Origin of the sequence: Bradyrhizobium diazoefficiens (assembly GCF_016616885.1) — a bacterium.
Taxonomy (GTDB): Bacteria; Pseudomonadota; Alphaproteobacteria; order Rhizobiales; family Xanthobacteraceae; genus Bradyrhizobium; species Bradyrhizobium diazoefficiens_F.
Map to the genome: position 1 here is coordinate 5,876,152 of NZ_CP067102.1, position 21,918 is coordinate 5,898,069.

Annotated in this window: 21 protein-coding genes and 1 pseudogene; 3 read left to right on the top strand and 19 right to left on the bottom strand. The window is 63.9% G+C overall.

All coding sequences use genetic code 11. The features are described 5' to 3' along the window. Positions 1–146: 146 nt before the first annotated feature. The 10 genes and pseudogenes from JJC00_RS38335 to JJC00_RS27410 form a co-directional block, all read right to left on the bottom strand. Positions 147–389: a hypothetical protein gene (locus tag JJC00_RS38335; RefSeq protein WP_246773944.1), complete on the bottom strand. Its 243-nt coding sequence runs from the start codon at positions 387–389 to the stop codon at positions 147–149. Between the two features lie 78 nt (positions 390–467). Further along, positions 468–695 (bottom strand): annotated as a pseudogene (locus JJC00_RS38340) (transposase); the annotation flags it as partial. 167 nt (positions 696–862) lie between these two features. Next, positions 863–1,252, bottom strand: a complete 390-nt coding sequence (locus JJC00_RS27375; protein ID WP_200468958.1) for a type II toxin-antitoxin system VapC family toxin — start codon at positions 1,250–1,252, stop codon at positions 863–865. Continuing rightward, positions 1,239–1,514, bottom strand: coding sequence for an AbrB/MazE/SpoVT family DNA-binding domain-containing protein (locus JJC00_RS27380; protein ID WP_200468959.1), 276 nt, complete (start codon positions 1,512–1,514; stop codon positions 1,239–1,241). The genes JJC00_RS27375 and JJC00_RS27380 overlap by 14 nt, the downstream gene beginning before the upstream one ends. Before the next feature lie 155 nt (positions 1,515–1,669). Further along, positions 1,670–2,482: a phosphorylase gene (locus tag JJC00_RS27385; RefSeq protein ID WP_246773945.1), complete on the bottom strand. Its 813-nt coding sequence runs from the start codon at positions 2,480–2,482 to the stop codon at positions 1,670–1,672. Then, positions 2,416–4,383 carry a squalene--hopene cyclase gene (gene shc, locus JJC00_RS27390; RefSeq protein ID WP_200468961.1) on the bottom strand — a complete coding sequence of 656 codons (1,968 nt, stop codon included), beginning with the start codon at positions 4,381–4,383 and terminating at the stop codon, positions 2,416–2,418. Before shc ends, JJC00_RS27385 begins: the two co-directional genes overlap by 67 nt. A gap of 63 nt (positions 4,384–4,446) precedes the next feature. Beyond that, entirely contained in the window at positions 4,447–5,715 is a 1,269-nt protein-coding gene (hpnE, locus tag JJC00_RS27395) for a hydroxysqualene dehydroxylase HpnE (RefSeq protein ID WP_200468962.1), read from the bottom strand. Continuing rightward, a complete protein-coding gene (hpnD, locus tag JJC00_RS27400; protein WP_200468963.1) occupies positions 5,715–6,554 on the bottom strand; it encodes a presqualene diphosphate synthase HpnD in 840 nt (279 codons plus the stop codon). Before hpnD ends, hpnE begins: the two co-directional genes overlap by 1 nt. Then, complete coding sequence (hpnC, locus tag JJC00_RS27405; protein ID WP_200468964.1) at positions 6,544–7,428, bottom strand: squalene synthase HpnC; 885 nt, start codon at positions 7,426–7,428, stop codon at positions 6,544–6,546. The genes hpnD and hpnC overlap by 11 nt, the downstream gene beginning before the upstream one ends. Positions 7,429–7,617: 189 nt before the next feature. After that, complete coding sequence (locus JJC00_RS27410) at positions 7,618–7,851, bottom strand: cysteine rich repeat-containing protein (RefSeq protein ID WP_200468965.1); 234 nt, start codon at positions 7,849–7,851, stop codon at positions 7,618–7,620. A gap of 478 nt (positions 7,852–8,329) precedes the next feature. Here JJC00_RS27410 and JJC00_RS27415 point away from each other — a divergent pair, with 478 nt between their 5' ends. Next, positions 8,330–8,827 carry a hypothetical protein gene (locus JJC00_RS27415; RefSeq protein ID WP_200474259.1) on the top strand — a complete coding sequence of 166 codons (498 nt, stop codon included), beginning with the start codon at positions 8,330–8,332 and terminating at the stop codon, positions 8,825–8,827. Between the two features lie 108 nt (positions 8,828–8,935). Here the strand turns inward: JJC00_RS27415 and JJC00_RS27420 are convergent, their stop codons facing one another. The 6 genes from JJC00_RS27420 to JJC00_RS27445 all read right to left on the bottom strand — a co-directional run bounded on the left by JJC00_RS27420 (position 8,936) and on the right by JJC00_RS27445 (position 16,280). Further along, entirely contained in the window at positions 8,936–9,328 is a 393-nt protein-coding gene (locus JJC00_RS27420) for a hypothetical protein (RefSeq protein ID WP_200468966.1), read from the bottom strand. Then, entirely contained in the window at positions 9,288–9,728 is a 441-nt protein-coding gene (locus tag JJC00_RS27425) for a class I SAM-dependent methyltransferase (RefSeq protein WP_200468967.1), read from the bottom strand. Before JJC00_RS27425 ends, JJC00_RS27420 begins: the two co-directional genes overlap by 41 nt. 57 nt (positions 9,729–9,785) lie before the next feature. After that, on the bottom strand, positions 9,786–12,152 hold the full coding sequence (locus JJC00_RS27430; protein WP_200468968.1) for an efflux RND transporter permease subunit: 2,367 nt from the start codon (positions 12,150–12,152) through the stop codon (positions 9,786–9,788). Between the two features lie 205 nt (positions 12,153–12,357). Then, the gene (gene eutC / locus JJC00_RS27435) at positions 12,358–13,143 is read right to left on the bottom strand and encodes an ethanolamine ammonia-lyase subunit EutC (protein WP_200468969.1); all 786 of its coding nucleotides are present in this window, start codon (positions 13,141–13,143) and stop codon (positions 12,358–12,360) included. Beyond that, positions 13,140–14,726: a B12-binding domain-containing radical SAM protein gene (locus JJC00_RS27440; protein WP_200468970.1), complete on the bottom strand. Its 1,587-nt coding sequence runs from the start codon at positions 14,724–14,726 to the stop codon at positions 13,140–13,142. Before JJC00_RS27440 ends, eutC begins: the two co-directional genes overlap by 4 nt. Before the next feature lie 171 nt (positions 14,727–14,897). Next, positions 14,898–16,280, bottom strand: coding sequence for an ethanolamine ammonia-lyase subunit EutB (locus JJC00_RS27445; protein ID WP_200468971.1), 1,383 nt, complete (start codon positions 16,278–16,280; stop codon positions 14,898–14,900). A 221-nt stretch (positions 16,281–16,501) separates the two neighbouring features. Here JJC00_RS27445 and JJC00_RS27450 point away from each other — a divergent pair, with 221 nt between their 5' ends. Then, positions 16,502–18,241: a methyl-accepting chemotaxis protein gene (locus JJC00_RS27450; protein WP_200468972.1), complete on the top strand. Its 1,740-nt coding sequence runs from the start codon at positions 16,502–16,504 to the stop codon at positions 18,239–18,241. A gap of 334 nt (positions 18,242–18,575) precedes the next feature. Here the strand turns inward: JJC00_RS27450 and JJC00_RS27455 are convergent, their stop codons facing one another. Further along, entirely contained in the window at positions 18,576–19,190 is a 615-nt protein-coding gene (locus JJC00_RS27455) for a hypothetical protein (protein WP_246773946.1), read from the bottom strand. A gap of 775 nt (positions 19,191–19,965) precedes the next feature. Between JJC00_RS27455 and JJC00_RS27460 the strand changes: the two genes are divergently transcribed. Beyond that, on the top strand, positions 19,966–20,400 hold the full coding sequence (locus JJC00_RS27460) for a low molecular weight phosphatase family protein (protein ID WP_246773947.1): 435 nt from the start codon (positions 19,966–19,968) through the stop codon (positions 20,398–20,400). Positions 20,401–20,580: 180 nt separating this feature from the next. On the opposite strand, the gene JJC00_RS27465 is transcribed toward JJC00_RS27460, so the two are convergent. Both JJC00_RS27465 and JJC00_RS27470 read right to left on the bottom strand, forming a co-directional pair. Beyond that, positions 20,581–21,099 carry an AAA family ATPase gene (locus JJC00_RS27465; protein WP_200468975.1) on the bottom strand — a complete coding sequence of 173 codons (519 nt, stop codon included), beginning with the start codon at positions 21,097–21,099 and terminating at the stop codon, positions 20,581–20,583. A gap of 392 nt (positions 21,100–21,491) precedes the next feature. Next, on the bottom strand, positions 21,492–21,809 hold the full coding sequence (locus tag JJC00_RS27470; protein ID WP_200468976.1) for an antibiotic biosynthesis monooxygenase family protein: 318 nt from the start codon (positions 21,807–21,809) through the stop codon (positions 21,492–21,494). Between the last annotated feature and the right edge of the window lie 109 nt (positions 21,810–21,918).

Genomic DNA, 21,918 nt, shown 5'->3' on the forward strand with positions numbered 1-21,918 from the left:
GGGCCTATTCTTTTGTTAGTTTGGTGTCACCGCAAAGATCATGCGTCGCGCACCCCTTGATAGCCAGCCGCTTTAACAAGCTTGCGATCGAAAGTGACGAAACCCTCGCAGGGTCGGGATCGATTGCGGTGCGATTGCGGTGCACTTTATTCGCCATCACGGTCGCTCCTAGGCTTCGGTCCGCGTTTGGCTGGTCTCAGAGGTCGCCCCGCCAGTCGCTCGAGGCGTGCCATGAAGCGATCGTTGCCGAGCGGCCGGCCGATGCTCTCAGCGGCGCGCAGCGATGCGAACAGATCGTCCTCCGGCACGCTGTCGAGCAGATCGGCGAAACGCGGAAAGCGGTCCCTGATCGGTGCCAGCGCAGTTACCCCGTCGTCCTTGCCGCGCAAATGTGCGCGCGTGCTCGACCATCGCAGTCCTGCACTGGGTTGAGCGACACGTAGCGCAGCGCCGCCGCGAGATGGTCCTCATCCATCGCGACCGCGCCGAACCGGCCCTGCCAAAAATGCCCCCGTGCGTTTGCGCCGCGCCTGAAGTGTGCCGGCATAGGACCGATGCACGCGCGCAAGTGCGCGGCGCAGCCCGTCGGCGTCGGACGGCACCAGGATGAGATGCACATGGTTCGGCATCAGGCACCACGCCCACATCTCGACCCCGGCCGCCCTGCAATTGGCGGCGAGCAGATCGCGATAGAGCGCATAGTCGCCATCCTCGAAGAACGTGCGGGCCCGGCCATTGCCACGCTGGGTGACATGGCTGAGCGCGAGCCACTTCTATCAAGTAGAAGCAATGCCCAACATTTGTCTAGGCCCGATCGCCCATGGCGATCGGGCCTTTTGTTAGTTCGGTGTCACCGCAATGATCATGCGTCGCGCACCCCCTGATGGCCAGCGGCTTTCGCCGCTTTAACAAGCTTGCGATCGAACGTGACGAACCCCTCGCAATGTCCGGTTCGTGTCAGATGCAGCGCATCTGCGAAATCCATTTCCTTCTCGGCGAGGTCTAGTGCCTCCGCGACCGTCGCGCCATCCTCGACCCTCACGGTTGGAAGCCCCGCGAAGACGCGAAGCGCACGCGCGACGTTCGCAGCCTGATACCCGTAGGCGCTTCGCAGCACCCATTCGACTTCGAGAATGATCGTGATGGCGACGAAGACCGACTCGCCGTCGATCAAGGCGCGGGCACGTGCCGACTGTTGGGCATGGTCCCCGGTCAGGTAGCGGACGATCAGGTTGGTATCAATCGCGAGCATGCCGGCGCCTGGCTTCCGCAAGCACGCCTGCGTCCATCTCTTCCAGCGTCTTCGGCTTGCCCCTGTAGGCGAGTACGCCGAATACGTCCTCCGGCCGCGTCTCGGCAAAGGCCGGCGCTGGCTTCAGCAGCACGCCCTCCGGTGTTTCCTCAACCGTGAGCCGCGTTCCCGCCTTCCATTCCCGCCGCTGACGAATGGCGCTGGGCAGGATGACCTGTCCCTTCGTGGAAACGGTGGTGGTGAGCTTTTCCGCGCCAGCCATTGGCCTGACCTTCCGATGTAAGACAAAGGTAAGATAGGCGCAGACGGGCTCACGTTCAATGGGTTCGCCCCGCCCGCTAGGCACTCAAAGAATGAGGCCCGGCGCCAATGGCGACCGGGCCCTTATTGTCAGCATTCTCAGCTCGACGAAGCCGCTCAGGCCGCTCTCGAGACCAGGACCTCGCTGCCTGTCAGTTCGGTGCCGATCAGGAAGTCGCGGCAGCCGCGCAAGCTGCGGAGCGCGCGGTTGAAGTCGAGGCCGGTCGAGACCAGCGCATGGAGCGTCGCGGGATTGCGCACGATGCCGCGCAGGACGGCGGCGAGGTCGATCTGGCCGTTCGGCTTGATGGCAGCGCGGGCCAGCGCCGGCAGTGCGCGGTGGGCGGGATCGCTGATGACGCGGACCGCGGCAAAGGGCAGCCCGGCTTCCGCAGCGTAGGCGGCCGCGATGTGGCTTTCCATGTCGACGGCCGAGGCGCCGGTCTCGGAATGCAGCGCCGCCTTGCAGGTGCTGCCCGTGACCACTTCCTCGGCACCGGCAAGGCTGCCGCGCACGACCCGGCGACGGCCGGAGGTCAGCTTGTCGATGAGGTCGTCGCTGAGCGACAGGCCGGCGCCCCAGCGGGCATCGCCCGAGAGCACCTCGGTCGCCACCACGACGTCGCCGGAACGCAGCGTCGGGTCGAGCCCGCCGGCCACGCCGAACGAGATCACACCGCGAATCGTCTCGGGATCCACCACCGTCAGAAGCGCCCGCAACTGAGTCGGGCTGCTGGACGAGCAGATGACAGCCATTCCTGGCCCGGCAGCAATGCGGGCCTCCTGAACCAAACCGGTCACGATCAATATCGGCCGCGGATCAATGGCATTGCCCGCGGTAACATAGTCCCCCGTCCCCAAAGTCACATTCCGACCCCTACCACCCTGCTGTTGGTGCTCCGCAAGTTCCGGTACCGCGCCAGCGCCCATAGCGGGAAGAACTTTGGATAACCATGGTACCGCAGATAGAACACGCGGGGGAAGCCTGTGGCGGTGTAGCGGCTCTCGTCCCACAGTCCTTTTTCGTTCTGTGTTGCAATCAGGTACTCCACTCCGCGAGCGACGGCCGGGTGATCAACCTCGCCAGCAGCCATCAGAGCAAGCAAGGCCCATGCAGTTTGCGAGGCGGTCGAGGGAGCGGGTTCCCAGCCCTTGTAGTCCAGCCGGTAGCTGACCGCGTCCTCGCCCCAGCCGCCGTCCTTGTTCTGAATCGAGGCCAGCCAGCCGGCCGCCTTGCGCATCATGGGATCGTTGCGATCGACGCCGGCCATGTTGAGGGCACAGAGCACCGACCAGGTTCCATAGATGAAGTTCATGCCCCAGCGGCCGTACCAGGAGCCTTCCGGATGCTGGGTCTTGCGCAGATAGGCCACGCCGTCGGCCACATGCTTGCTGGTCTTCTCGGTCTCGCCGAGCTGCGCCAGCATCGAGATGCAGCGCGCCGTGACGTCCTCTGTCGGCGGATCGAGCAGCGCGCCGTGGTCCGAGAACGGGATGTTGTTCAGATAATATTCGAGGTTGTTGACGTCGAACGCCGCCCAGCCGCCGTCGTCGCTCTGCATGCCCTCGATCCACTCCCGGCCGCGGTCGATCGCCGCGTCATAGCCGGTCACGCCGTGTTCCCGGCGCATGCGGTCCATCGACATCACCACCACGGCGGTGTCGTCGAGATCGGGGTAATGGGCATTGTTGTACTGAAACGCCCAGCCGCCCGGACGCACGTCGGGGCGCTTCACCGCCCAGTCGCCCTTCACCTCGAGCTCCTGCTTCGGGATCAGCCAATCGAGGCCCTGCTTGGCCGCAGGCACCGCCTTGTCGCCGCCGGCTTCCAGCAGCGCGTGCGCGGTCAGCGTCGTGTCCCAGATCGGAGAGACGCAGGGCTGGCAGTAGGCCTCGTCGTCCTTGATCACGAGCAGCTTGTCGATGCCCCGGCGCGTGATCGCGCGTGGCGGGAAGTTCTCGTCCTTGCCGAGCGCATCGTACATCATGACGATGTTGGCCATGGGCGGATAGATCGCGCCCATGCCGTCCTCGCCGTTGAGCCGCTCTTCGGTGAAGGCGAGCGCGGCATCGATCGCGCGCTGGCGCAGGCGCTTCGGAAACATCGGCTCGACGACACGCAAGACGGCATCGAGCGAACGAAACAGCAGGAACCAGGCCATGCTCTGGTGCGGCGCCTTGGCGGTCATGCCGATCGAGCGCGGATCCTGGAGGAACAATTCGTCGATGCCGACGCCCTTCGGATTCTTCGCCAGCGGCTTCAGCGCGGCGATGACCATCAGCGGCACCATGGTGGTGCGCGCCCAGTAGGAAATCTTGTTGAGGTGGAACGGCGACCAGAACGGCAGCAGCATGATCTCGATCGGCAGCACCGGCACCGCGCGCCATGTCACGACGCCGAACGTCGCCAGCAGGAAGCGGGTGAAGACGTTGCTGTGGATCGCACCGCCGTGCGCGTGGATCGCCTCGCGCGCGCGCAGCATGTGCGGCGCGTCCACGGAATCGCCGATCATCTTCAGCGCGAAATAGGCCTTCACGCTGGCGCTCATGTCGAACGCGCCGTCATGCACCAGCGGCCAGCCGCCATGGGCACCCTGGACGCGGCGCAGATAGTTGCCAATCTTGGCCTCGAGCGCGGTGTCGACCGGCTCTGCGAGATAATGGCGCAGCAGGACGTATTCGGCCGGGATCGTGCAGTCGGCCTCGAGCTCGAACACCCAATGGCCGTCGGGTTGCTGTAAGCCGAGCACGCCTTGCGTGGCTGACGCGATGCTCGATTCCAGAGTGCTCGATTCCAAAGCTTCGCGGCTGGTCGCGTTCACGGAATCCATGTCGCTCGATTGCTCCGATAGTCGATTGAAAATGACGGGGACATTGCCCGTCAGGGCCGCTTTTCAAAATCCTTTGGCGGCCAAAACCAGATCGGCGGCGCGATCACCGGACCGGACCGATCCCTCGATCGTTGCCGGCAATCCCGTAGCAGTCCAGTCGCCGGCAAGGAACAGGTTTTTCAGCGCGGTGACCGGCCCAGGACGCAGGGCATTCTGCGCCGGCGTGGCCGCAAATGTGGCACGGCGCTCGCGCACGATCTGCCACGGAGGAAGTTGAGCTGGCAGCTCGCCGGACACGCCGCTCGCCTCGCAGACGTCGTTCCAGATCGCCTGCGCGAGTTCCTCGCGCGGCATGTCGACGAGACGGTCGCCATTGCTGATGGTGACGGAGAGTCGGTTCGGAAACGCAAACAGCCATTCCACGATGCCGCCGATCACGCCGAGGATCGGCGCCGAGCCCGGCGGCGGCTCAACGCGGAAATGCGCATTTACGATGGCGCGGAATTCGGTCGGCGCCGTCAGGCCCGGCAGCAGGCTCGTCGCCGCGCGCGGCGGCACCGCCATCACGATCACATCGCCCGCAGCGAGCTGGACCACATCCTCGCCGCCGAAATTCAGCGCACCGACTTTGCCGTCATTGGTGACGAAAGAACGCAGCTCATGGCCGAGCTGAACGGTATGGCCGCGCTCAGCCAAAAATTTCACGGCAGGCTCGATCAACACAGCGCTGAGGCCGTCGCGCGCGATCAACGGACGGCAAGCCTGCCCGCCCGCCAGCAGCGTCTCGCGCACGATCGCGCCGGCAAGCCCGGCCGAACCCTCGGGCGGATCGACATTGAGCGCCGCGAGCAGCAGCGGCTGCACCAGGCGCTGATAGAGGATGCCTTCGCAGGGAATGGACTTGCCGACCAGCGTCTGTTCCGATGCCCAGATCAGCGGCGCCAGCTTGAGATAATCGGTGAGCCCGGTGTCAGGCACGCGGCGGCTCTCATCGAGCACCCAGGTCGGCAACCGGCCGGCGCCGAGATCGATCTGCCAACGCTGCCCGGTCTTGATGTCGACGAAGGGAAACTGCGCGGTTTCGGGCCCGACCAGGCCCGCCTCGGTGCCGATCGAGCGCGCATAGGCGCGCGCGTGGCTATTGCCCGACAGCAGCAGATGATTGCCGTTGTCGATCATGAGATTGGTGGCGCCGTCGAAATAGGAGCGGCAGCGGCCGCCGGCCTGGTGTGTCGCTTCGTGCACGGCGACCTTGAAGCCGGCATTGGCGAGCCGCACGGCTGCGGAGAGGCCGGAAATTCCGGCACCGATGATGTGAGCTGTGTTTTGCATCAGATGAAAGCGTAGCGGAACAGGATCGCGAAGCGTGTGACCTTCGACACACGCACCGGCTCGCGCGGCGCATTGAAGCCGCGCGCGATCAAGAGGTCCAGAATGGCGTGATAGTACTTCGACATGATCCGGGGCGCGCGCACCGTGCGGCGCTTGTTGCGGTTCATGATCTCGTCCGACTTCTCGAAATGCATTTTCGCGCGCTGCGTCAGCGGCAGACAGACCTTTGGCAGCGCGCGCTCGGCGATCACGCGATTCGGATCGTTGGACGTGATGCCGGCATGCAGCAGCGCCTCGCGCGGCAGATAGAGCCGGCCGAGCGTTGCGTCCTCGTCGATGTCGCGCAGGATGTTGGTGAGCTGCAGCGCGCGGCCGAGATGGTAAGCGAGCTCGATGCCGTCTTGCTCGGGCAGGCCGAACACCCGCACGGACAACCGTCCGACCGCGCTCGCGACACGATCGCAATAGAGATCGAGCGTCGCCATGTCGGGCGCGCGGATGTCCTGCGGTACATCCATCTCCATGCCGTCGACGATGGCGAGGAAATCCTCCCGCTTCAGGCCGAAGGTCCTCACGGAGCCGACATAGTCGGCAAGCCGCGGCGGCGGATTGCCCTGGTAGAGCGCATCGATGTCGTTGCGCCACTGCTGAAGTGCAGCGAGCCGCTCGTCGCGCGGGCCGTCTGAATCGGCGATGTCGTCGACCTGGCGGCAGAAGCTGTAGATCTGGAACATCGCCTCGCGCTGGTCGCGCGGCAGGATGCGCATCGCAGCGTAGAAGGAGCTGCCGGATGCGGACGAGCCATAATTGGCGCTGGGCGCGGTCGCCTCAAGCGTCATGGGCAGTCCCCGGATTCGAGATGGGCTTGCGGCCGATCGCGCGACGGCCGACTTCGCCGATCATGCCGGCGAGGCTGAAGGTGAGCAGTTCAAACTTGTTCAGATGCACGCGCTCGCGCAGGGGATCGCGCGCCTTCAACAGACGCACGATGCGGTCGGCATAGGCCTGGATCACCGAGACATCGACGCCGAGGCGGAAATCCCTGATCTCCGCGCTCAGCGACCTGCCCTCGTTGAGCAGCGCTTCGTTGCGCACGGCGAGCCCCTGGAGGCAGGCCAGCATCGCCGGCGGCGACTGCGCAAGCCCAAGCTGCTCGACCGAGGCGCCGCTTGCGGCCAGCGCATCGCGCGGCAGATAGACACGGTTGAGCTCGCGGAAATCCTTGCCGCAATCCTGAAGATGGTTGTTGATCTGGAGGCCCGCGCAGAGCGCATCCGACGCAGCCCAGGTCGAGGTGCTCTCACCATGGACGTCGAGCATGAAGCGGCCGACCGGCATCGCCGAATAGCGGCAATAATGGATGACCTCGTCCCAGTTCTCGTAGCGCAGCTTCGTCACGTCCATGCGGAACGCGATGAGCACGTCCAGCGCGTGGCGCGGCGCCATGCCCCGCTCGGTCAGCGCGCGCCGCAGCGCGACGGCTTCGGCCTGGGTGTCGCCCTTGCCGAGCAGCTCCGCCTCGAGCAGGTCGAGATAGCGAAGCTTGTCGTCCGCCGGCAGGGTCGGGTGATCGGCGATGTCGTCGGCGGTGCGGACGAAATTGTAGTACGCCAGGATAAGAGCGCGATGACGCGGATGAATGATCCAGGACGCGACGGGAAAATTCTCGTCGCGGTCACCCTTGCCGGATCGCAATTCGCTCGCAGAGGTCATCGAGGGCTGATCAACAATCGTTTGGACAGGAAGGGCTTTTGCGCTCGCGCGGGCCTAATGCCGGCGCCGCCGCGGCCCCCATATAGGGGAATACGGCCGCAAAACCAATCCTGTCTCTCGATGGCAGCCCTGCGGATCCGGCCTGAAAAAGGCGGCCCCACGGCCGCCTTTGTGGGCCAGTGGCCGAGCTTACTGGTTGTGGTTCTTCAGGACCTGGTCGCAGGCCTGCGAGATCTTGGCCCGGTTCTCCTTGAGGCAGGCCAGGACGGTGAAATCGCCCTGGTCGATGACCGGACGGCAGAACTTCTGCACATCACGCGTGCAGGCCTTCTGCTCGGCATCCGTGCCACGCCCCTGCTGGGCGAACGCACCCGTGGACAGGGTTGCCGACACCACGGTGAGAGCGACGAGAAGCTTACGCATTGTATTCCTTCATTCTGACGGCAGAATCGCACCAATCCCGGGCAGCACAGAGCGGACGACGGGAACGGATTGTCCTGATGGCAAGTTGCCGCGGAAAGAGCGGCTCCGGAGAAGGCACAAGCGCTGGCAAATGCGGCCAAATTGGCGCCACGCCTACCAAATCAGGTCTTCCCTCGGTCTTCATTGGCAGATGTAAGGGGTTGATACTACGTCATAATTCGGGAACGCGGCGTTTTACTGCATACCTGTTGCAGAGCTGCATCTGTCCGACTGACCATCTCGGCCAGAAATACATGGAAACAGAGAAAATGCGGGGTCAGACGGTGGCAAGACTGCTTGGCGAGCCTGACATTGGGGGTGGTTAGGCTTTGAACCCGACGCAGGCTCTTGAACCTGCGACGGGCTCGCAACACTAAACCTTCGATGCGGCGAGACGACCTTTCATGAACGGGCGTCGTTCCAAAACGGGATATTGATGATGAAATTCTTTCGGCGATCTGAACTGACGATCAAGGCGGCCGGCATTGGTGCGGCGCTGCTCTTCTCAGTTGCGGCAGGCCATGCTCAGTCGTCCGGGCCGTTCGCCGGCTTCGACGGCGCGTGGACCGGCACCGGCACCGTGTCGCTCTCCGACGGCTCGACCGAGCGCATCCGCTGCAAGGCCGACTACAAGGTCGCTGGCACCGGTCTCAGCCTCAAGCAGGCGCTGCACTGCGCGTCGGACAGCTACAAGTTCGACCTCACCAGCGACGTGACCAGCCAGGGCGAGCGCATCTCCGGCAATTGGAGCGAGTCCAACCGCAACATCTTCGGCAACCTTCAGGGCACCGCCGGCGGCGGCCAGATCGAGGTATTCGTCGAGGCCAACGGCTTCGCCGCCAATCTGTCTCTGCGCACCAACGGCTCCAAGCAGACCGTGCAGATCTCATCCAAGGGCGAGATCCGCGGCGTCAACATCACGATGACGAAGGGCTGAAAGCCCTTCCCTCTTCCAAGGAAATGCGCCCCCGGTTTTCGCGAGCCCGGGGCTTTTGCTGACATGGACGGCAGATCAGGGTCCGCCTCGACATATCCGCCGACGCGATCAGTCTCTCCGCGCGACGCATTCACATCGAGACCTGAAGTACACGGCGTCCGGATCGCCTCCCCAGGCCTCCCATCCGGCGAGTGCCGCCTGGATCTCGTCATTGGTGGCAAGCGCTTTGCGCACAAGCTGCGGCCCGAGGCCAAGCAGGCTTCGTCGGGCATCCGCGACCGCCTCGGCGCGGCTCACCGCATCGGCGCTATGGTTGACGTAGCTTGCGCCGGCCCAGACCGGCATGAAGCCGTGAGCGCGAACAATGGCGCTCTGCCGGAGACCAAAGCAAAGCGCCTCCGGATCGTCGTGCTCGTACCAGCGCTGCCAGAGTCCGAACGCGAGGCGCACTCCATCAAGCTCAGGATAGAGAATGTTGCCGCCGACATCGGCATCGCGCATGCCCAGCAGGCCACCCGGCTTCAGTACACGTCGTGCCTCCCGCCAGCGTTTTCGTCAGCTTCGCCTGGCTCTGATGATAGAGCACCGCGTGAAAGAACACCGCGTCGAGCGCACCGTCCTCGAACGGCAGCGCGGTCATGTCGGCTTCGACAAAGAACAGATTGGTCGAGCCCGAACGCGTAGCAAGCTGCTTGGCCATCGCGATAGCATGCGGCTCAATATCGACGCCGATCGCAGTACCCACAACCCCTGCAAGCGCGGCGGTAATGGTCCCCGGACCGCAGCCGACGTCGAGCAAGGTCATGCCCGGCGCCAGGAATGGGACGAAGAAGGCGGCCGCATCGCCGCCCCGCTTCTGCTGAAACGCCGTGATCGAGAAATCGTGCCGCACGTCGCGCATAAAGCCTCCGAACCGCTGCCAGCTTGCTGCGATTCGATGGCCGCGTGATGACCCCGCTCAGATCGCCGGCTTATCGGGGCCCTGAAGCTTGGCGTGCAGGTTGATCAGCCACATCGCCGTCGGCCGCAGGATGAAGAGATCGGCGACCAGCGCCGCCACCATCGAGAAGGCGCTGAGCCAGCCGAACAGCCGCAGCGACGGCAGGTCCGAGAACACGGTGACGACGAGGCCACAGGCCAGAACCACCGTGGTCAGGATCAGCGCCGGGCCGACCAGCACGGTCGCGCGTTCCACCGCAAGCGCCGAGCCGACGCCTGGCCTGCTCTCCAGCCGCAGACGATTGAGGAAGTGGATGGTGGCGCTCAAGCCCAGGCCGAACGAGACGGTGAGCGCCACGACGCTGGCGAATTGCAGCCCCTCGCCCATCGCCCACAGCACCGTTCCCGACATCACCACCGGGAAGATGCCCGGCAGGATGCAGGCAAACATCACCACCCAGGAGCGGAAGGCGAGGCCGATGAAGATCGCGACCAGCGCGAATTCGACGGTAAGGCCGCGGTTCAGCTTCTCGATCATGCCGGCCGAGTTGCGCGCAGCGATGGCGGCGAGACCGGTGACGGCAACCTCGTAGCCGGGGTGCTTCTTGCGGACGGCGTCGAGCTCGGAGTCGAGCTTGTCGACGATCGGCAAGAGCTGGCTGGAGTCCTTGTCCGGCACGCGACCGGCCACGACCACCGCATCCTGCTCGGCGTCGATGAACCGTCGCACCAGATGCTCGGGGATGACGTTGACATATTCCTCCAGAGTCGCAACGTCGTCGCTGCCGGCCTTTTCGGCCAGCCAGCGGCGCAGCGTCTCCAGCGACCAGACATTGCCGACGCCGGCCGCCTTCTCCACGGTCGCATGCACGTCCGCGATGGTTTGCAGCGTCTCCGGCGAGTAGAGCGTTTCACCCTTGGGGAACTGGATCAGCACGTTGACCGGATTGGCGCCGGTCAGCTTGGCGTCGAGCCGATTGCTGGCGGCCACCGCCTGGCGCTTGTCCGGTACCTGGTCGGCGAGCCGGTAGCGCGGCTCCAGATGGGCGTAGATGACGCCAAGGCCACCGACGAACAGCACCGCAATCAAGCTGAACAGGCCGGGCCGGCCGACCATGCGCACCGCGATCCAGTAGCAGAAATTGCGCAACGCCTGCACGCCGGCGTCCGCGCTCTGGAATTTGACGGCAAAGATCTTTTCGTTGCGCACGAACAGCACGCCGAACACCGGCACCAGCGAAAGCACCGTGATCAGCGCAATGATGGTCGCGGCGAGGCCCGCCTCGCCGAATTTGCGGATCAGGTCGGAGTCGGAGAACTGGAGCGCGATGAAGGAAATGCCGGCGGTGCCGTGCGTTAGCACGCAGGCCGGGCCCACCACCAGCACCGCATTCTTGAACGCGGTGAACTTGTCCTGGCCCGCGATCAGCCGGTCGCGTGCGGCGAAGGTGAGCTGCATCGAGTCCGAGAACGAGATCACCATGATGAGCGGCGTCATCACGTTCAGGAACATGTTGAGATTGAAATTGGCCCAGCCGAGCGCGCCGAGTGCGATCAGGATCGCGATCATCGGCGGGAACGCGGCCACCACCATGAACGAGATCTTGCGGAAGAAGATGATGGCGATGACGCAGCCGGCGAGAATGCCGAGGATGTTGTAGGTGAGGCCGTCGCGCTCGACCGCGTTGCGGATCTCGAGCTGCATCACCGGCACGCCGGAGAGCTGAACGCTGAGCCCGGTGTCGCCGAGATCCTCCTTCATCAGCGCGCGGATGTCGCCGACGGTCTTGGTGAGCTTGCTCGAGGCGACCACCTGCGGATCGAGCGAGAGCACGATCAGCGCGAGCGTGCCGTCCTCGGACAAGAGCTTGCCGCGGATGATCTCGTTGTTTTTGACGGTCTCGATGAACTGGTCATAGGCCGCGCCTTCGGGCAGCTCGGCCGGGAACAATGCGGCCGGCAGCTTGCCCGGCGCCGGCGCCTGGCGCGCCGAGAACAGCGAGACCAGGCCGCGCGTGCCCTCGACCAGCTGCATGTCGGTGATGAAATCGCGCAGCTTCTCGAGGTTGTTCCGCGCCAGCAGGGTCTTGCCCTCGACCACGACGAGGACGTCGAATTCCTCGGCCGGGAACTTCTTCGTCACCTCTTCGTACTGCTTGAACTCGCGCGTGTTGGAGCGGAACAGCTGCGACAGCGAATCGTCGATCTTGATCCGATAAATGCCGAACACAGCACCGACGATCAGAACGAGCAGGATGATGCAGGAGACGATCGGCGCCCGGACCGCAATCAGCCCGAGACGCTCCAGCCCGAAGGCGATGGAGGTTGCAGGCCCCTGCTCGACCTTGTCGACATGAACCTCATTCTCGCGGTGCTTTTCGAGCATGCCTTGTCCAGTTCCTAAATCGGCTCGGTCTGTGAGCTTATTGCGCCCCGCGAACGGCTTGAAAACGCCATGCCAATGGGAGGCTTGCCCTTTGAAAATGCGCGGAAAATCGCCGGCAGCGGTTTAGCAGGTCAATCACCCTTCTCGCAAGCACGCCAAGGGTCTCCAAATCGATCAAGATGCGGCGATTTTGCCGGAATGCCCGTCATTCGGGCAAAGCCGTGCCAATTCGACGCGGCGCACGGTCGGCGCTCTCGTCCTTGAGTGCCACGCCCGTGACCTCCCGCGCCAGTCCCTCGCGGACCAGCCAGGCTATCTTGAGGGCTGCCTCACGATAGCTCAACCCAGCCTTGTGGATGTTTGACACGCAGTTGCGCTCGGCATCGGTCAGTCCGGGCTTCGGCGCGAAGGTCAGATAAGCCCCGAGGCTGTCGGGTGCGGACAGGCCTGGCCGCTCGCCGATCATCATCAAAACCATGCGGGCGCCGAGAATGGCCCCGATCTCGTCGCCGAGCGCAACCCGCGCGCCTGAGGCGACGACGACATGGCCGATCGCGACAGCGGCGTCCTCGCCGAGCAGCGGCAGCAGGCTTTGCAGCAGCGCGACCGTATGAGCATGAACCGCGGCGGCCGACAACCCGTCGCCGATGACGATCGCAAGCTGGCACGGCGCGCTGGCACCGTCCGCCAGCGCCGCGGCAGAGCCGGCATCGAGCTGGCGTCCGAGATCCGGCCGGCGCAGATAATCCCTGCGATCGGCGGCCCGGCTCGTGACCTCGGTGGCACCGAGGCCGAGCGCCCTCACCCCGGCAACCAGACCCGGCGCATCGAAGGCGGCGTGCACGGCATCGCGGGCGCGGGCGTGGGCCAGCGTGAAATCGAGCAGCGGCTTTGTCGGCAGGCTGGCGCCGCTGCGCCCGAGCGCGACGCGCGCAGGCGTGAACGACTTCAGGTCGACGGTCTGGCGCGCCGGAACGGGCTTGTCGCTCATTCGGCGGGAACGGCCGCTTCGCGCAGCCGGATCGAATAGTTCGACGCGTTCTGCTTGCCGCTCGATGCCGCACGCGCAAAGGTGATGAGATGATGCGCGATCATGGTGCAGCCGATCAGGCCCTCGATATCGCCGCGTCTGATGCGCCCTAGCGCGAACTTCCAGAATACGCGCCTGTAGTCGCCGAGCACGCCGACCTTCCAGAAGATGTTGCGCAGCATGATGAGGCCGCGCCGGATGTTCGGCCAGGTCTTCATCTCGTCCGGCGTCGGCACCTTGAGGCGATGCACATAAACGTGGTCGCATTGATACTGGAAGCGCCCATAGACATTCTCGGGCTCGTAGGCCACGGCCATCGCGTGCTTCCAGGATGCAACGACCTCGTCATAAGGCAGCAGGAAGTTGACGTTGGAATCACGCCCGTCGTCGTCGACCAGGCGTCCCTCGCGCTCGAGACGGTCCCATAGCGGCGTCTTCGGCAGCGCCTGAAGCAGGTTGATGGTGAGAAGCGGGATCTGGGATTCCTCGATGAAGGCCAGCAACGCATCGGATGTATTCGGCTTGTCGGTGTCGAGTCCCATGATGATGCCGGAGACGACCTCCATGCCGTAGGAGTTGATGGTGCGCACGCCCTCGAGGATCGGCACCATCATGTTGTGGTCCTTGTGCATCGCGTGCAGCGCGTCGGGATCAGGGGTCTCGATGCCGCAGAAGATGGTGAGGAACATGGCCTCACGCATCTTCTCGAGGATTTCCGGGCGCTTGGCGATGTTGAGCGTCGCCTCGCAGGCGAGCCGCATCACGTAGCCGGTCTTCTTCTGCCACGCGATCAGATGCGGCAGCAGGTCCATCGCCGCCTTGCGGTTGCCGATGAAATTGTCGTCGACGAAATAGACCGTGTCGGTCATGCCGCATTCGCGCAGGCGATCGAGCTCGGCGATGATCTGCTCCGGCGTCTTGATGCGCGGGTTGCGGCCGTACAGGCCGGGGATGTCGCAGAACTCGCACTGATAGGGGCAGCCGCTGGAATACTGGATGCTGCCGAGGAAATAGCGCTTCACGTCAGCGAGCTCATAGGCCGGGATCGGAAACTCCGTCATCGGCACGCGGTCTTTGGCCGTCAGCACCACCTGGCTTTCGGGACGCGAGGTATCGCGCGAAAGAATCTCGATCAGCTGATTGGTGGCGTCGCCGAGCTCGCCGACATGGAGGTAGTCGAACGACGGGTAATAGTCCGGGCACGCGCTGACCGAGGGGCCGCCGAGCGCGACCGGCAGGTCGAACTCATGGGCGCGCCGGCAGATGTCGTTCATCTGCTGGCGCTGGATGTGCATGCCGCTGACGAAGACGGCCTCCGCCCATTCGAACTCTTCTTTCGTCGCGCGGCGAAGGTTCTCGTCGACGAATTTGACCTGCCACTCCTTCGGCAGATAGGCCGCGAGCAACAGCAGGCCCTGCGGCGGCATGAAGGCGCGGACGCCGTCGGTCAGCGGATAGGCGTACTCGAAGGTGCCGAAGGACGACGTGTAACGCGGGAAGACGCAGAGAATATGCCGGCTCGTTCCGTTGCTTTCAGCGCGCATCGAACTTCCCCCAATCACGTTCTACGAACGGTACTGACGAGGTCTCCAGAAACATAACGTAACGCTGCTACCGGAATTCCTCAATATTGTGGCACCGAACTAATTCATGAGACGCGCCAATGGTTTCCCCGGTTCATGCCGGTGAGGGGAAGATTTTTGCGACTTTTCTGGTCACGCGATCAGCCGGGAGGCGAAATCGGGCAACAGGCCTGGGTCGCCGGCAAGCCGGAAGTCGGCCCCCGCAAGTCCGGTCTGGACCAGCCAGTCGTCGAACTCGGGCGCACGGGCCGCACCGAAGACGTCGCGGACATAGAGCGCGTCGTGGAAGGAGGTGGACTGGTAGTTCAGCATGACGTCGTCGGCGCCCGGCACCCCCATGATGAAGGTGACGCCGGCGGCGGCGAGCAGCGTCAGGAGATTGTCCATGTCGTCCTGATCCGCCTCGGCATGGTTGGTGTAGCAGATATCGATGCCGAGCGGCAGGCCGAGCAGCTTGCCGCAGAAATGGTCCTCCAGCCCCGCCCGGATGATCTCCTTGCCGTCGTAGAGATATTCCGGACCGATGAAGCCGACCACGCTGTTGACCAGCAATGGCGCATAGGCACGGGCCACCGCATAGGCGCGCGCCTCGCAGGTCTGCTGGTCGACGCCGTGATGGGCGCCCGCCGACAGCGCCGAGCCCTGCCCGGTCTCGAAATACATCACGTTCTCGCCGACCGTGCCGCGCTTCTGCGACAGCCCGGCCGCCTGCGCTTCCTTCAGCAGCGCGAGGTCGATGCCAAAGCTGCGGTTGGCGGCTTCGGTGCCGGCGACCGACTGAAAGACGAGGTCGACCGGCACGCCCTGCCCGATCAGCGCCAGCGTCGTGGTGACATGGGTCAGCACGCAACCTTGCGTCGGGATCTTCAGTCGCGCGATGATCTCGTCCAAGAACAGCAGCAATTGCGCGATCACGGCCGGATCGTCGCTCGCCGGATTGATGCCGATGCAGGCATCGCCAGCCCCCAACAGCAGGCCATCGAGGATCGAGGCGGTGATTCCCCTGGCATCGTCGAAGGGATGGTTGGGCTGCAGCCGCGTGCTCATCCGGCCCCTCAGGCCGATGGTGTTGCGGAAGGCGGTGACGACCTCGCATTTCCGCGCCGCCAGGATCAGGTCCTGGTTGCGCATCAGCTTTGACACCGCGGCCGCCATCTCCGGCGTGATGCCGGGCGCGAGCTTGCGCAAGACCTCCGGCGTGGCGGCGTCCGACAGCAGCCAGTCGCGGAAAGCCCCTAACGTCAGCGAGGCCACGGGGGCAAACGCCTTGGCGTCATGGCTGTCGATGACGAGGCGGGTGACCTCGTCGGCCTCATAGGGGATGACGGCCTCGTTAAGGAATTGTCCGAGGGGGACATCCGCCAGCGCCATCCGCGCGGCGATCATCTGCTCGGCGCTGGCCGCGGCAATGCCGGCGAGCCGGTCGCCGGAGCGCGGCGGCGTCGCCTTGGCGAGGAGGTCGCGCAGATCGGGGAAGGTGTAGGTCGTGGCGTCGATCGTGTGGCGGTAGATCAAGGGCCCCTCCGGGGTTCGTCGGCCAATGACCGACTTCGCGGCGATCCCGAAACTATACCTTGGGATCAAGACGCTGAAATATCTTACCTTTCCTTCGACCAAGGGCGAAGGGGGCCAACGGGCGCGTTAACGCAGCGTCCATCTTCATTCTGCATAGTTTTGCATCAATTTTAGAAAACCGAGCTGTCCGGCCACACCTCGCCATTCGGGCCCCGAACACCATGACATCCAATCGATCTGGGAATGCCGCCGGCCTGGCGGGCCGTTTCTCGCTGGCCACCAAGCTCTATGCGATCTTCGCGCTGTTTGCGCTGCTCACCGCAGCGATCTCGATGCTGTCCGACTACAACAGCCGTCGCGGCGCCGAGCTGACCAGCGCGATCGAGACGGCCAATGCGGCGGCGCTCAACGTCGAGCGCGTCAACTCGCTGGTCTACGCGGTCGTGATGGAATCGCGCGGCGTCTACATGTCGACCGAACCGGCCGTGGTAAAGAAATACGGCGACGGCCTGCTCAAGTTCAACGGGCAGATCCTGGGCGTGGTGAAGGGATGGGAGAGCATCGTCAAGGCCGACGACGCCGAGCAGTTCGCCACCTTCAAGAAGCGCATCGAGCAGTTCGTCGACTTCCGCAAGGAGCTGGTGCGCCGCGGCGTCGAGATCAACGCAGCCGCGGGCCGCGAATGGGGCGACAACGACGCCAACCGCGCCGTGCGCTCGGCGCTGAACAAGGACCTCGAGGCGCTCTCCAAGGTCTATGCCGGGCGCGCCAGGCAGATCGCCCAGGAAACCGAGACCAACCGCACGCTCTCCTTCGTGCTGACGTGTCTCGGCGGCGTCGCGCTGGCGCTGGTCGTGATCGGCATCATCATTATCGCCCGCTCGATCGCCCGGCCGCTCGCCGCGATCACCGCGACCATCAAGCAGGTCGCCGACGGCGCCGAGAACGTCGTGGTGCCGCACGCCGGCCGCGCCGACGAGATCGGCGCGCTCGCTCGCGCCATCGAAGTGTTCCAGGACGCGATGGGCCGCAACCGCAACCTCGCCTCGCAGGTCTCGCAGGATTCCGCGGCGCGCGAGCAGCGCGCACATCACATCGAGCAGTCCGTCGAAGCGTTCCGCGAGGCGATCGGCGCGATCATGCGCGGCCTCAGCGACAACGCCTCGGTCATGCGCGAGACCGCGCAGACCATCACCCGCGTCACCGCGGATGCCAACAGCCGCGCCGGCACGGCGGCCAACGCCACCGAGCAGGCCTCGCACAACGTCACCGCAGTGGCAGGTGCCGCCGAGGAGCTGTCGGCATCCGTCGAAGAGATCGGCCGCCAGGTGCGGCAGTCCGCGGGCGCGGTCGAGCAGACTGGCCAGCGCACCGAGAAATCGATCGCCGAGATCGAGAGCCTCGCCGCCGCCACGCAGCGCATCGACGGCGTGCTGACCCTGATTCAGACGATCGCCGAGCAGACCAACCTGCTCGCGCTCAACGCCACCATCGAGGCTGCACGTGCCGGCGACGCCGGCCGCGGCTTTGCCGTCGTCGCCCACGAGGTCAAGGCGCTGGCGGGTCAGACCGCGAAGGCGACCGCGGACATCAGCGAGAACGTCGCGATGATCCAGTCGTCCACCCGCAACGCGGTCGAAGCCGTTCGCGAGATCGGCGGCGCGGTGCGCGAGATCAACGAGGTCACCTCAGCGATCGCCGGCGCCGTTGGCCAGCAGGACCAGGCCACCCGCGAAATCTCCTCCAACGCACAAAGCGCAGCCCAGGGCAACGAGACGCTGGTCGCCAACATCACCTCGCTCCGCGACGCCATCGGCGAGACCGACACGGCGGCAGCCTCGGTGCTGACGGCCGCAAGCAGCCTGACTGCGACGGCGGACACGCTGTCGCGCGAGGTCGAAAAGTTCTTCCAGAACCTGCGCTCGGACGCCGCCGAGAGCCGCATCGCAAAGGCGGGATGATCGCGCGGCCGCCGCCCGCGACGCCAGAAGTGTGCCCGCTTCCAGCAAAATCTCGAAAACAACCCCATGCACAGTAGACGGGGTGAGCCAAATCAATGGCTTGACGGACCGAGCCCGGATATTTGCGGATTTTACGAAATCCATTTGACGCGTCGGGCAAAGCACTGGCATGATGGCATCATGGCGGCGGTGGACGCTTGGCCTGTCACCGAAAACGCCTCCTCGAGTGAGCGGCTCTCGCGAATCCGATCAACCGGCGAAGGCACGTCCGCCCGACCCCGCAAGCGAACATTGCCACCTCGTCGGGGCGCGTCAGCAGCGGGCCAGAAGCGGACTACCAATCAGCGATCGGTGCTAACAATGTTTCTGCCCCCTCGACGAGCTCGGCACCCGGTGCGGGGTGATGAGACCGAGCGAAAACGAAACGAGTTGCTGCTGGCATCTCCGCTCCGGCTCTGCCGTCTTGGCCGATTAGGATCAGTCCGGCTCCGCCATTTGCCACATTGAAAATGACGAGCTCGCCACCCCACGTCTTGATTGGATTCATTCCGATGGTGAGAAATTCGCCCATGGGCTGGTCGAAGTACTGGATACGCAATTGCGGGCCGACCTCAGCCGCAGCAAGTTCAAAGCCGAGCTGTCGAGCGCGTGCGTAAATGTTGGCCAAGGGCACGGTATCGGACGTGAGTCCAAGCTGGGCCGGAGATACGATGACAAGCTCTACATCTATCTCTTGAGAGCTGACACTGAACGCCGGCCGAGCCAAGATTTCGGCGGCCTGCCCACCGACATTGCAGCCCATACCATCCAGCGCATTGCGCAGACTTATCGAGTCAGCGAAGGAGCCGACTGCAATCGTCTTCCATGTGGCAATATCGCGGGCGGACTTGATAGGCTGTTGGGACGCTTGGGCCGAGCGCGGCCTGAACTTTAGCTGGTTCTGCAACACATCGCGGGCTGCGCATTGAGCCGATGCGGTGCTTACGAATTGAATACCGCAAGTTGCACATATTAGGGAAGCCAGGACGTAATGATACACTCGTCCGGCGCTCGAACGATCATTACCTGCTCTGCGATCATTACCTGCCCTGCAATGGGCTCGGCCTATCAGAAAAGACATGGCGAAACGCTTTTTCGTAGCGTTTGACAGAAAAAGCCCGCCTCCGAGTCAATGGGAAGAACGGAGGGAAATGACGTCCATGAACATTTCCCGGCCGATTTTGAAAAACGTCCGGAGGCGGAGCCAATGGCTTCAAGTATTCCAATTTCCAAATGGTGGGCGGCAGTCCGTAAGCCTGGTCGCCCGCCCGCATCAGACCTCACAGGAATGATGTAGTCGGAGACGTAGCACCGCGGCCATCTCGGCTCAACATCGAACGTCCGCTGCGGGTCACAATGCGAAGGGCTCAACCGGAGTATATCAACCGAAGTATATCTAGTCCGCCATGCCTCGCTGAACAGACCTCAGCACCGTGCGCTGCTCCTTCGCTGCCGGTCAGGAGCGGAAACCATCCGACGATGCCTGGATGGCGACCTAAATCCTCAGGCTCAAAGTTACTTTGACTGAGCATCAGCACTCATGAAGCGTTAGGATTGGCGTAACGCTCCGCCGGCAGGATCAGGATGACGAGATGATGATCCGCGAGACGGGGATATCGCTCGATCGCACGATCCGCGCCTGAAATCGATCACGGAAGCATTGTCTGATGAACAAGACCAGTCGCGTGCTGTTTCTCTGCACGGGCAACTACTATCGAAGCCGCTATGCCGAGGAGATTTTCAACCATCAGGCCGGGGTCGAACGACTGGAATGGCACGCCTTCTCGCGCGCGGTCGCCGAAAATCTCTTTCCTGAAAACGTGGGGCCGATGTCGCCCTACACCCTGAATGCCTTGCAAGCGAAAGGCGTCGCGCCGGAAGGCGCTACGCGCAACCCGGTGCTCTGCACTGTCGACGACTTTGCGCAAGCGGCGCTTGTGGTCGCGCTGAAGGATGCCGAGCATCGCCCCATGATCGAGCGCCGCTTTGCTGCTGTCGCCCACCGTGTCGAATATTGGAACGTGGACGATATCGAGTTGCTCGATCCGCCAACGGCGCTGCGCAAGATCGACGACCTGGTTGGGCGGCTGATCGGGACCCTGCGGAGTCGCGAGCGATAGCGCGAACAGCCGCGCTGATGCGTGCTTCGACAACGAAAAGCCCCGGCACGAGGGCCGAGGCTCGCGATGCAGTCCACGTACATCCGGCGGACCAATCGTCAGACAGGAAACTAGCAACGCATTTTGAACGGATGATGACGAGATGGCGCTGACAATATGTCGCGCGGGAGCGGAACCAGATCACCCGATCCCGTCGCGAAGATAGATCTCGACGCGTTCGAGCAGGCGATCGATCGAATCATGGGCGGTATCGAGCACCAGATGGTCGCGATCCCACGGCTCATAATGCGGGCCGACGATGTTCTGCCAGGTCGGCAGTTTGAGGCCGGCGATGTCGGACGTGCGCACTTCTGCGCGCTGCCGGTGCAGAGCGACGTCGCTGCAGATCACTTCGATCTCGGCGATGCGCGCCGATGATTGCATGGCCGTTTGCCGCCAGCCATCGCGGCTTGCCAACACCGGATTGACGCAATCCGCGACAACCACGCGGCCGAGCCGCAGGTTCTCGGCCGCCAGTGCATTGGCGATGACGTAGCCCATCGGGCCGACTTCGTGGCCCGCCGCACGCAAGCTCTGCTCGATCGCGTCGACGCGGATATAGGTCGCAGCAAACCGTCTCGTCAGCTCGCGCGAGAGCGTGGTCTTTCCGGTCGCCGGAAGGCCGCCGAAAACGATGAGGATGGGTTGCCGACCTGTCATGCCTCATCATCCATCGGCATGCCGCGACCTGCAATGGGCCGTCGCAAACCAACGGTCTCAGAGCATCATGGAAGCGATGGCTATCGGGCCGATGGCGGTCAGCCCCCAAACCAGCAAATGCAAAGCCCACGGCCGCATTATTGCACCCCGTTCGCATGTCCTGCCATGACAGGAAACACCCGCTTGGGGCGCGCCAGTTGAGATAGATCAATAGCTGAACAATAAGAGCGCGGACACGGCGACGACGGTGAAAACACCGGCCGCAATGGTCACCACACGCACGATCAGCTCGCTGCCCATGCCCCCATGACAGGGCCGCAAGCCTGTGCAGTTTGTGCCAAAACGGCATTTGAGACTTTTGGGGCGGCAGTTTTTCGTTGGCCGTCAGGGCATTACCCGTGCTCAAACGGTCCAACTTCGCGGATGACCTTGCAGACCTGCAAAAATCCGCTGGCGTAGAATTCAGCGTGGCCTCGCTTCATGGCTTCGACATGGTCGGGCTGGGTGCGCCAGCTTTCGAGCGCTTGCTCTGAAGCAAAGCGAAAGACGGTGACCTCCTCTCCGTCATCCGCCTTGAACGACTTCACCGACAGGAATCCCGGAATGGCGCTGACTATTCCATACATGCGCTCGCCCAGGCGATCGTACTCTTCACGCGAAGCGCCATCCCGCAGCTTGAGGTCCCCAATGACGATCACCTCTCCGAGCATATCCGTCCTCCGCAATTCAGTTCAGCCCAAGAGCGTATTCGGGGCCGCGCCGGGGAATATTACGCCTCGGGATCAAATATTCCTGCGACCAACTGTAATCTTGTGTCAT

What these genes read in the sequence shown, in the direction of transcription:
- JJC00_RS27375 (WP_200468958.1), bottom strand. Translation starts at nt 1,252, where the DNA reads ATGCTCGCGATTGATACCAACCTGATCGTCCGCTACCTGACCGGGGAC.
- JJC00_RS27380 (WP_200468959.1), bottom strand. Translation starts at nt 1,514, where the DNA reads ATGGCTGGCGCGGAAAAGCTCACCACCACCGTTTCCACGAAGGGACAG.
- JJC00_RS27385 (WP_246773945.1), bottom strand. Translation starts at nt 2,482, where the DNA reads ATGGGCGCTGGCGCGGTACCGGAACTTGCGGAGCACCAACAGCAGGGT.
- shc (WP_200468961.1), bottom strand. Translation starts at nt 4,383, where the DNA reads ATGGATTCCGTGAACGCGACCAGCCGCGAAGCTTTGGAATCGAGCACT.
- hpnE (WP_200468962.1), bottom strand. Translation starts at nt 5,715, where the DNA reads ATGCAAAACACAGCTCACATCATCGGTGCCGGAATTTCCGGCCTCTCC.
- hpnD (WP_200468963.1), bottom strand. Translation starts at nt 6,554, where the DNA reads ATGACGCTTGAGGCGACCGCGCCCAGCGCCAATTATGGCTCGTCCGCA.
- hpnC (WP_200468964.1), bottom strand. Translation starts at nt 7,428, where the DNA reads ATGACCTCTGCGAGCGAATTGCGATCCGGCAAGGGTGACCGCGACGAG.
- JJC00_RS27410 (WP_200468965.1), bottom strand. Translation starts at nt 7,851, where the DNA reads ATGCGTAAGCTTCTCGTCGCTCTCACCGTGGTGTCGGCAACCCTGTCC.
- JJC00_RS27415 (WP_200474259.1), top strand. Translation starts at nt 8,330, where the DNA reads ATGAAATTCTTTCGGCGATCTGAACTGACGATCAAGGCGGCCGGCATT.
- JJC00_RS27420 (WP_200468966.1), bottom strand. Translation starts at nt 9,328, where the DNA reads ATGCGCGATGCCGATGTCGGCGGCAACATTCTCTATCCTGAGCTTGAT.
- JJC00_RS27425 (WP_200468967.1), bottom strand. Translation starts at nt 9,728, where the DNA reads ATGCGCGACGTGCGGCACGATTTCTCGATCACGGCGTTTCAGCAGAAG.
- JJC00_RS27430 (WP_200468968.1), bottom strand. Translation starts at nt 12,152, where the DNA reads ATGCTCGAAAAGCACCGCGAGAATGAGGTTCATGTCGACAAGGTCGAG.
- eutC (WP_200468969.1), bottom strand. Translation starts at nt 13,143, where the DNA reads ATGAGCGACAAGCCCGTTCCGGCGCGCCAGACCGTCGACCTGAAGTCG.
- JJC00_RS27440 (WP_200468970.1), bottom strand. Translation starts at nt 14,726, where the DNA reads ATGCGCGCTGAAAGCAACGGAACGAGCCGGCATATTCTCTGCGTCTTC.
- JJC00_RS27450 (WP_200468972.1), top strand. Translation starts at nt 16,502, where the DNA reads ATGACATCCAATCGATCTGGGAATGCCGCCGGCCTGGCGGGCCGTTTC.
- JJC00_RS27465 (WP_200468975.1), bottom strand. Translation starts at nt 21,099, where the DNA reads ATGACAGGTCGGCAACCCATCCTCATCGTTTTCGGCGGCCTTCCGGCG.
- JJC00_RS27470 (WP_200468976.1), bottom strand. Translation starts at nt 21,809, where the DNA reads ATGCTCGGAGAGGTGATCGTCATTGGGGACCTCAAGCTGCGGGATGGC.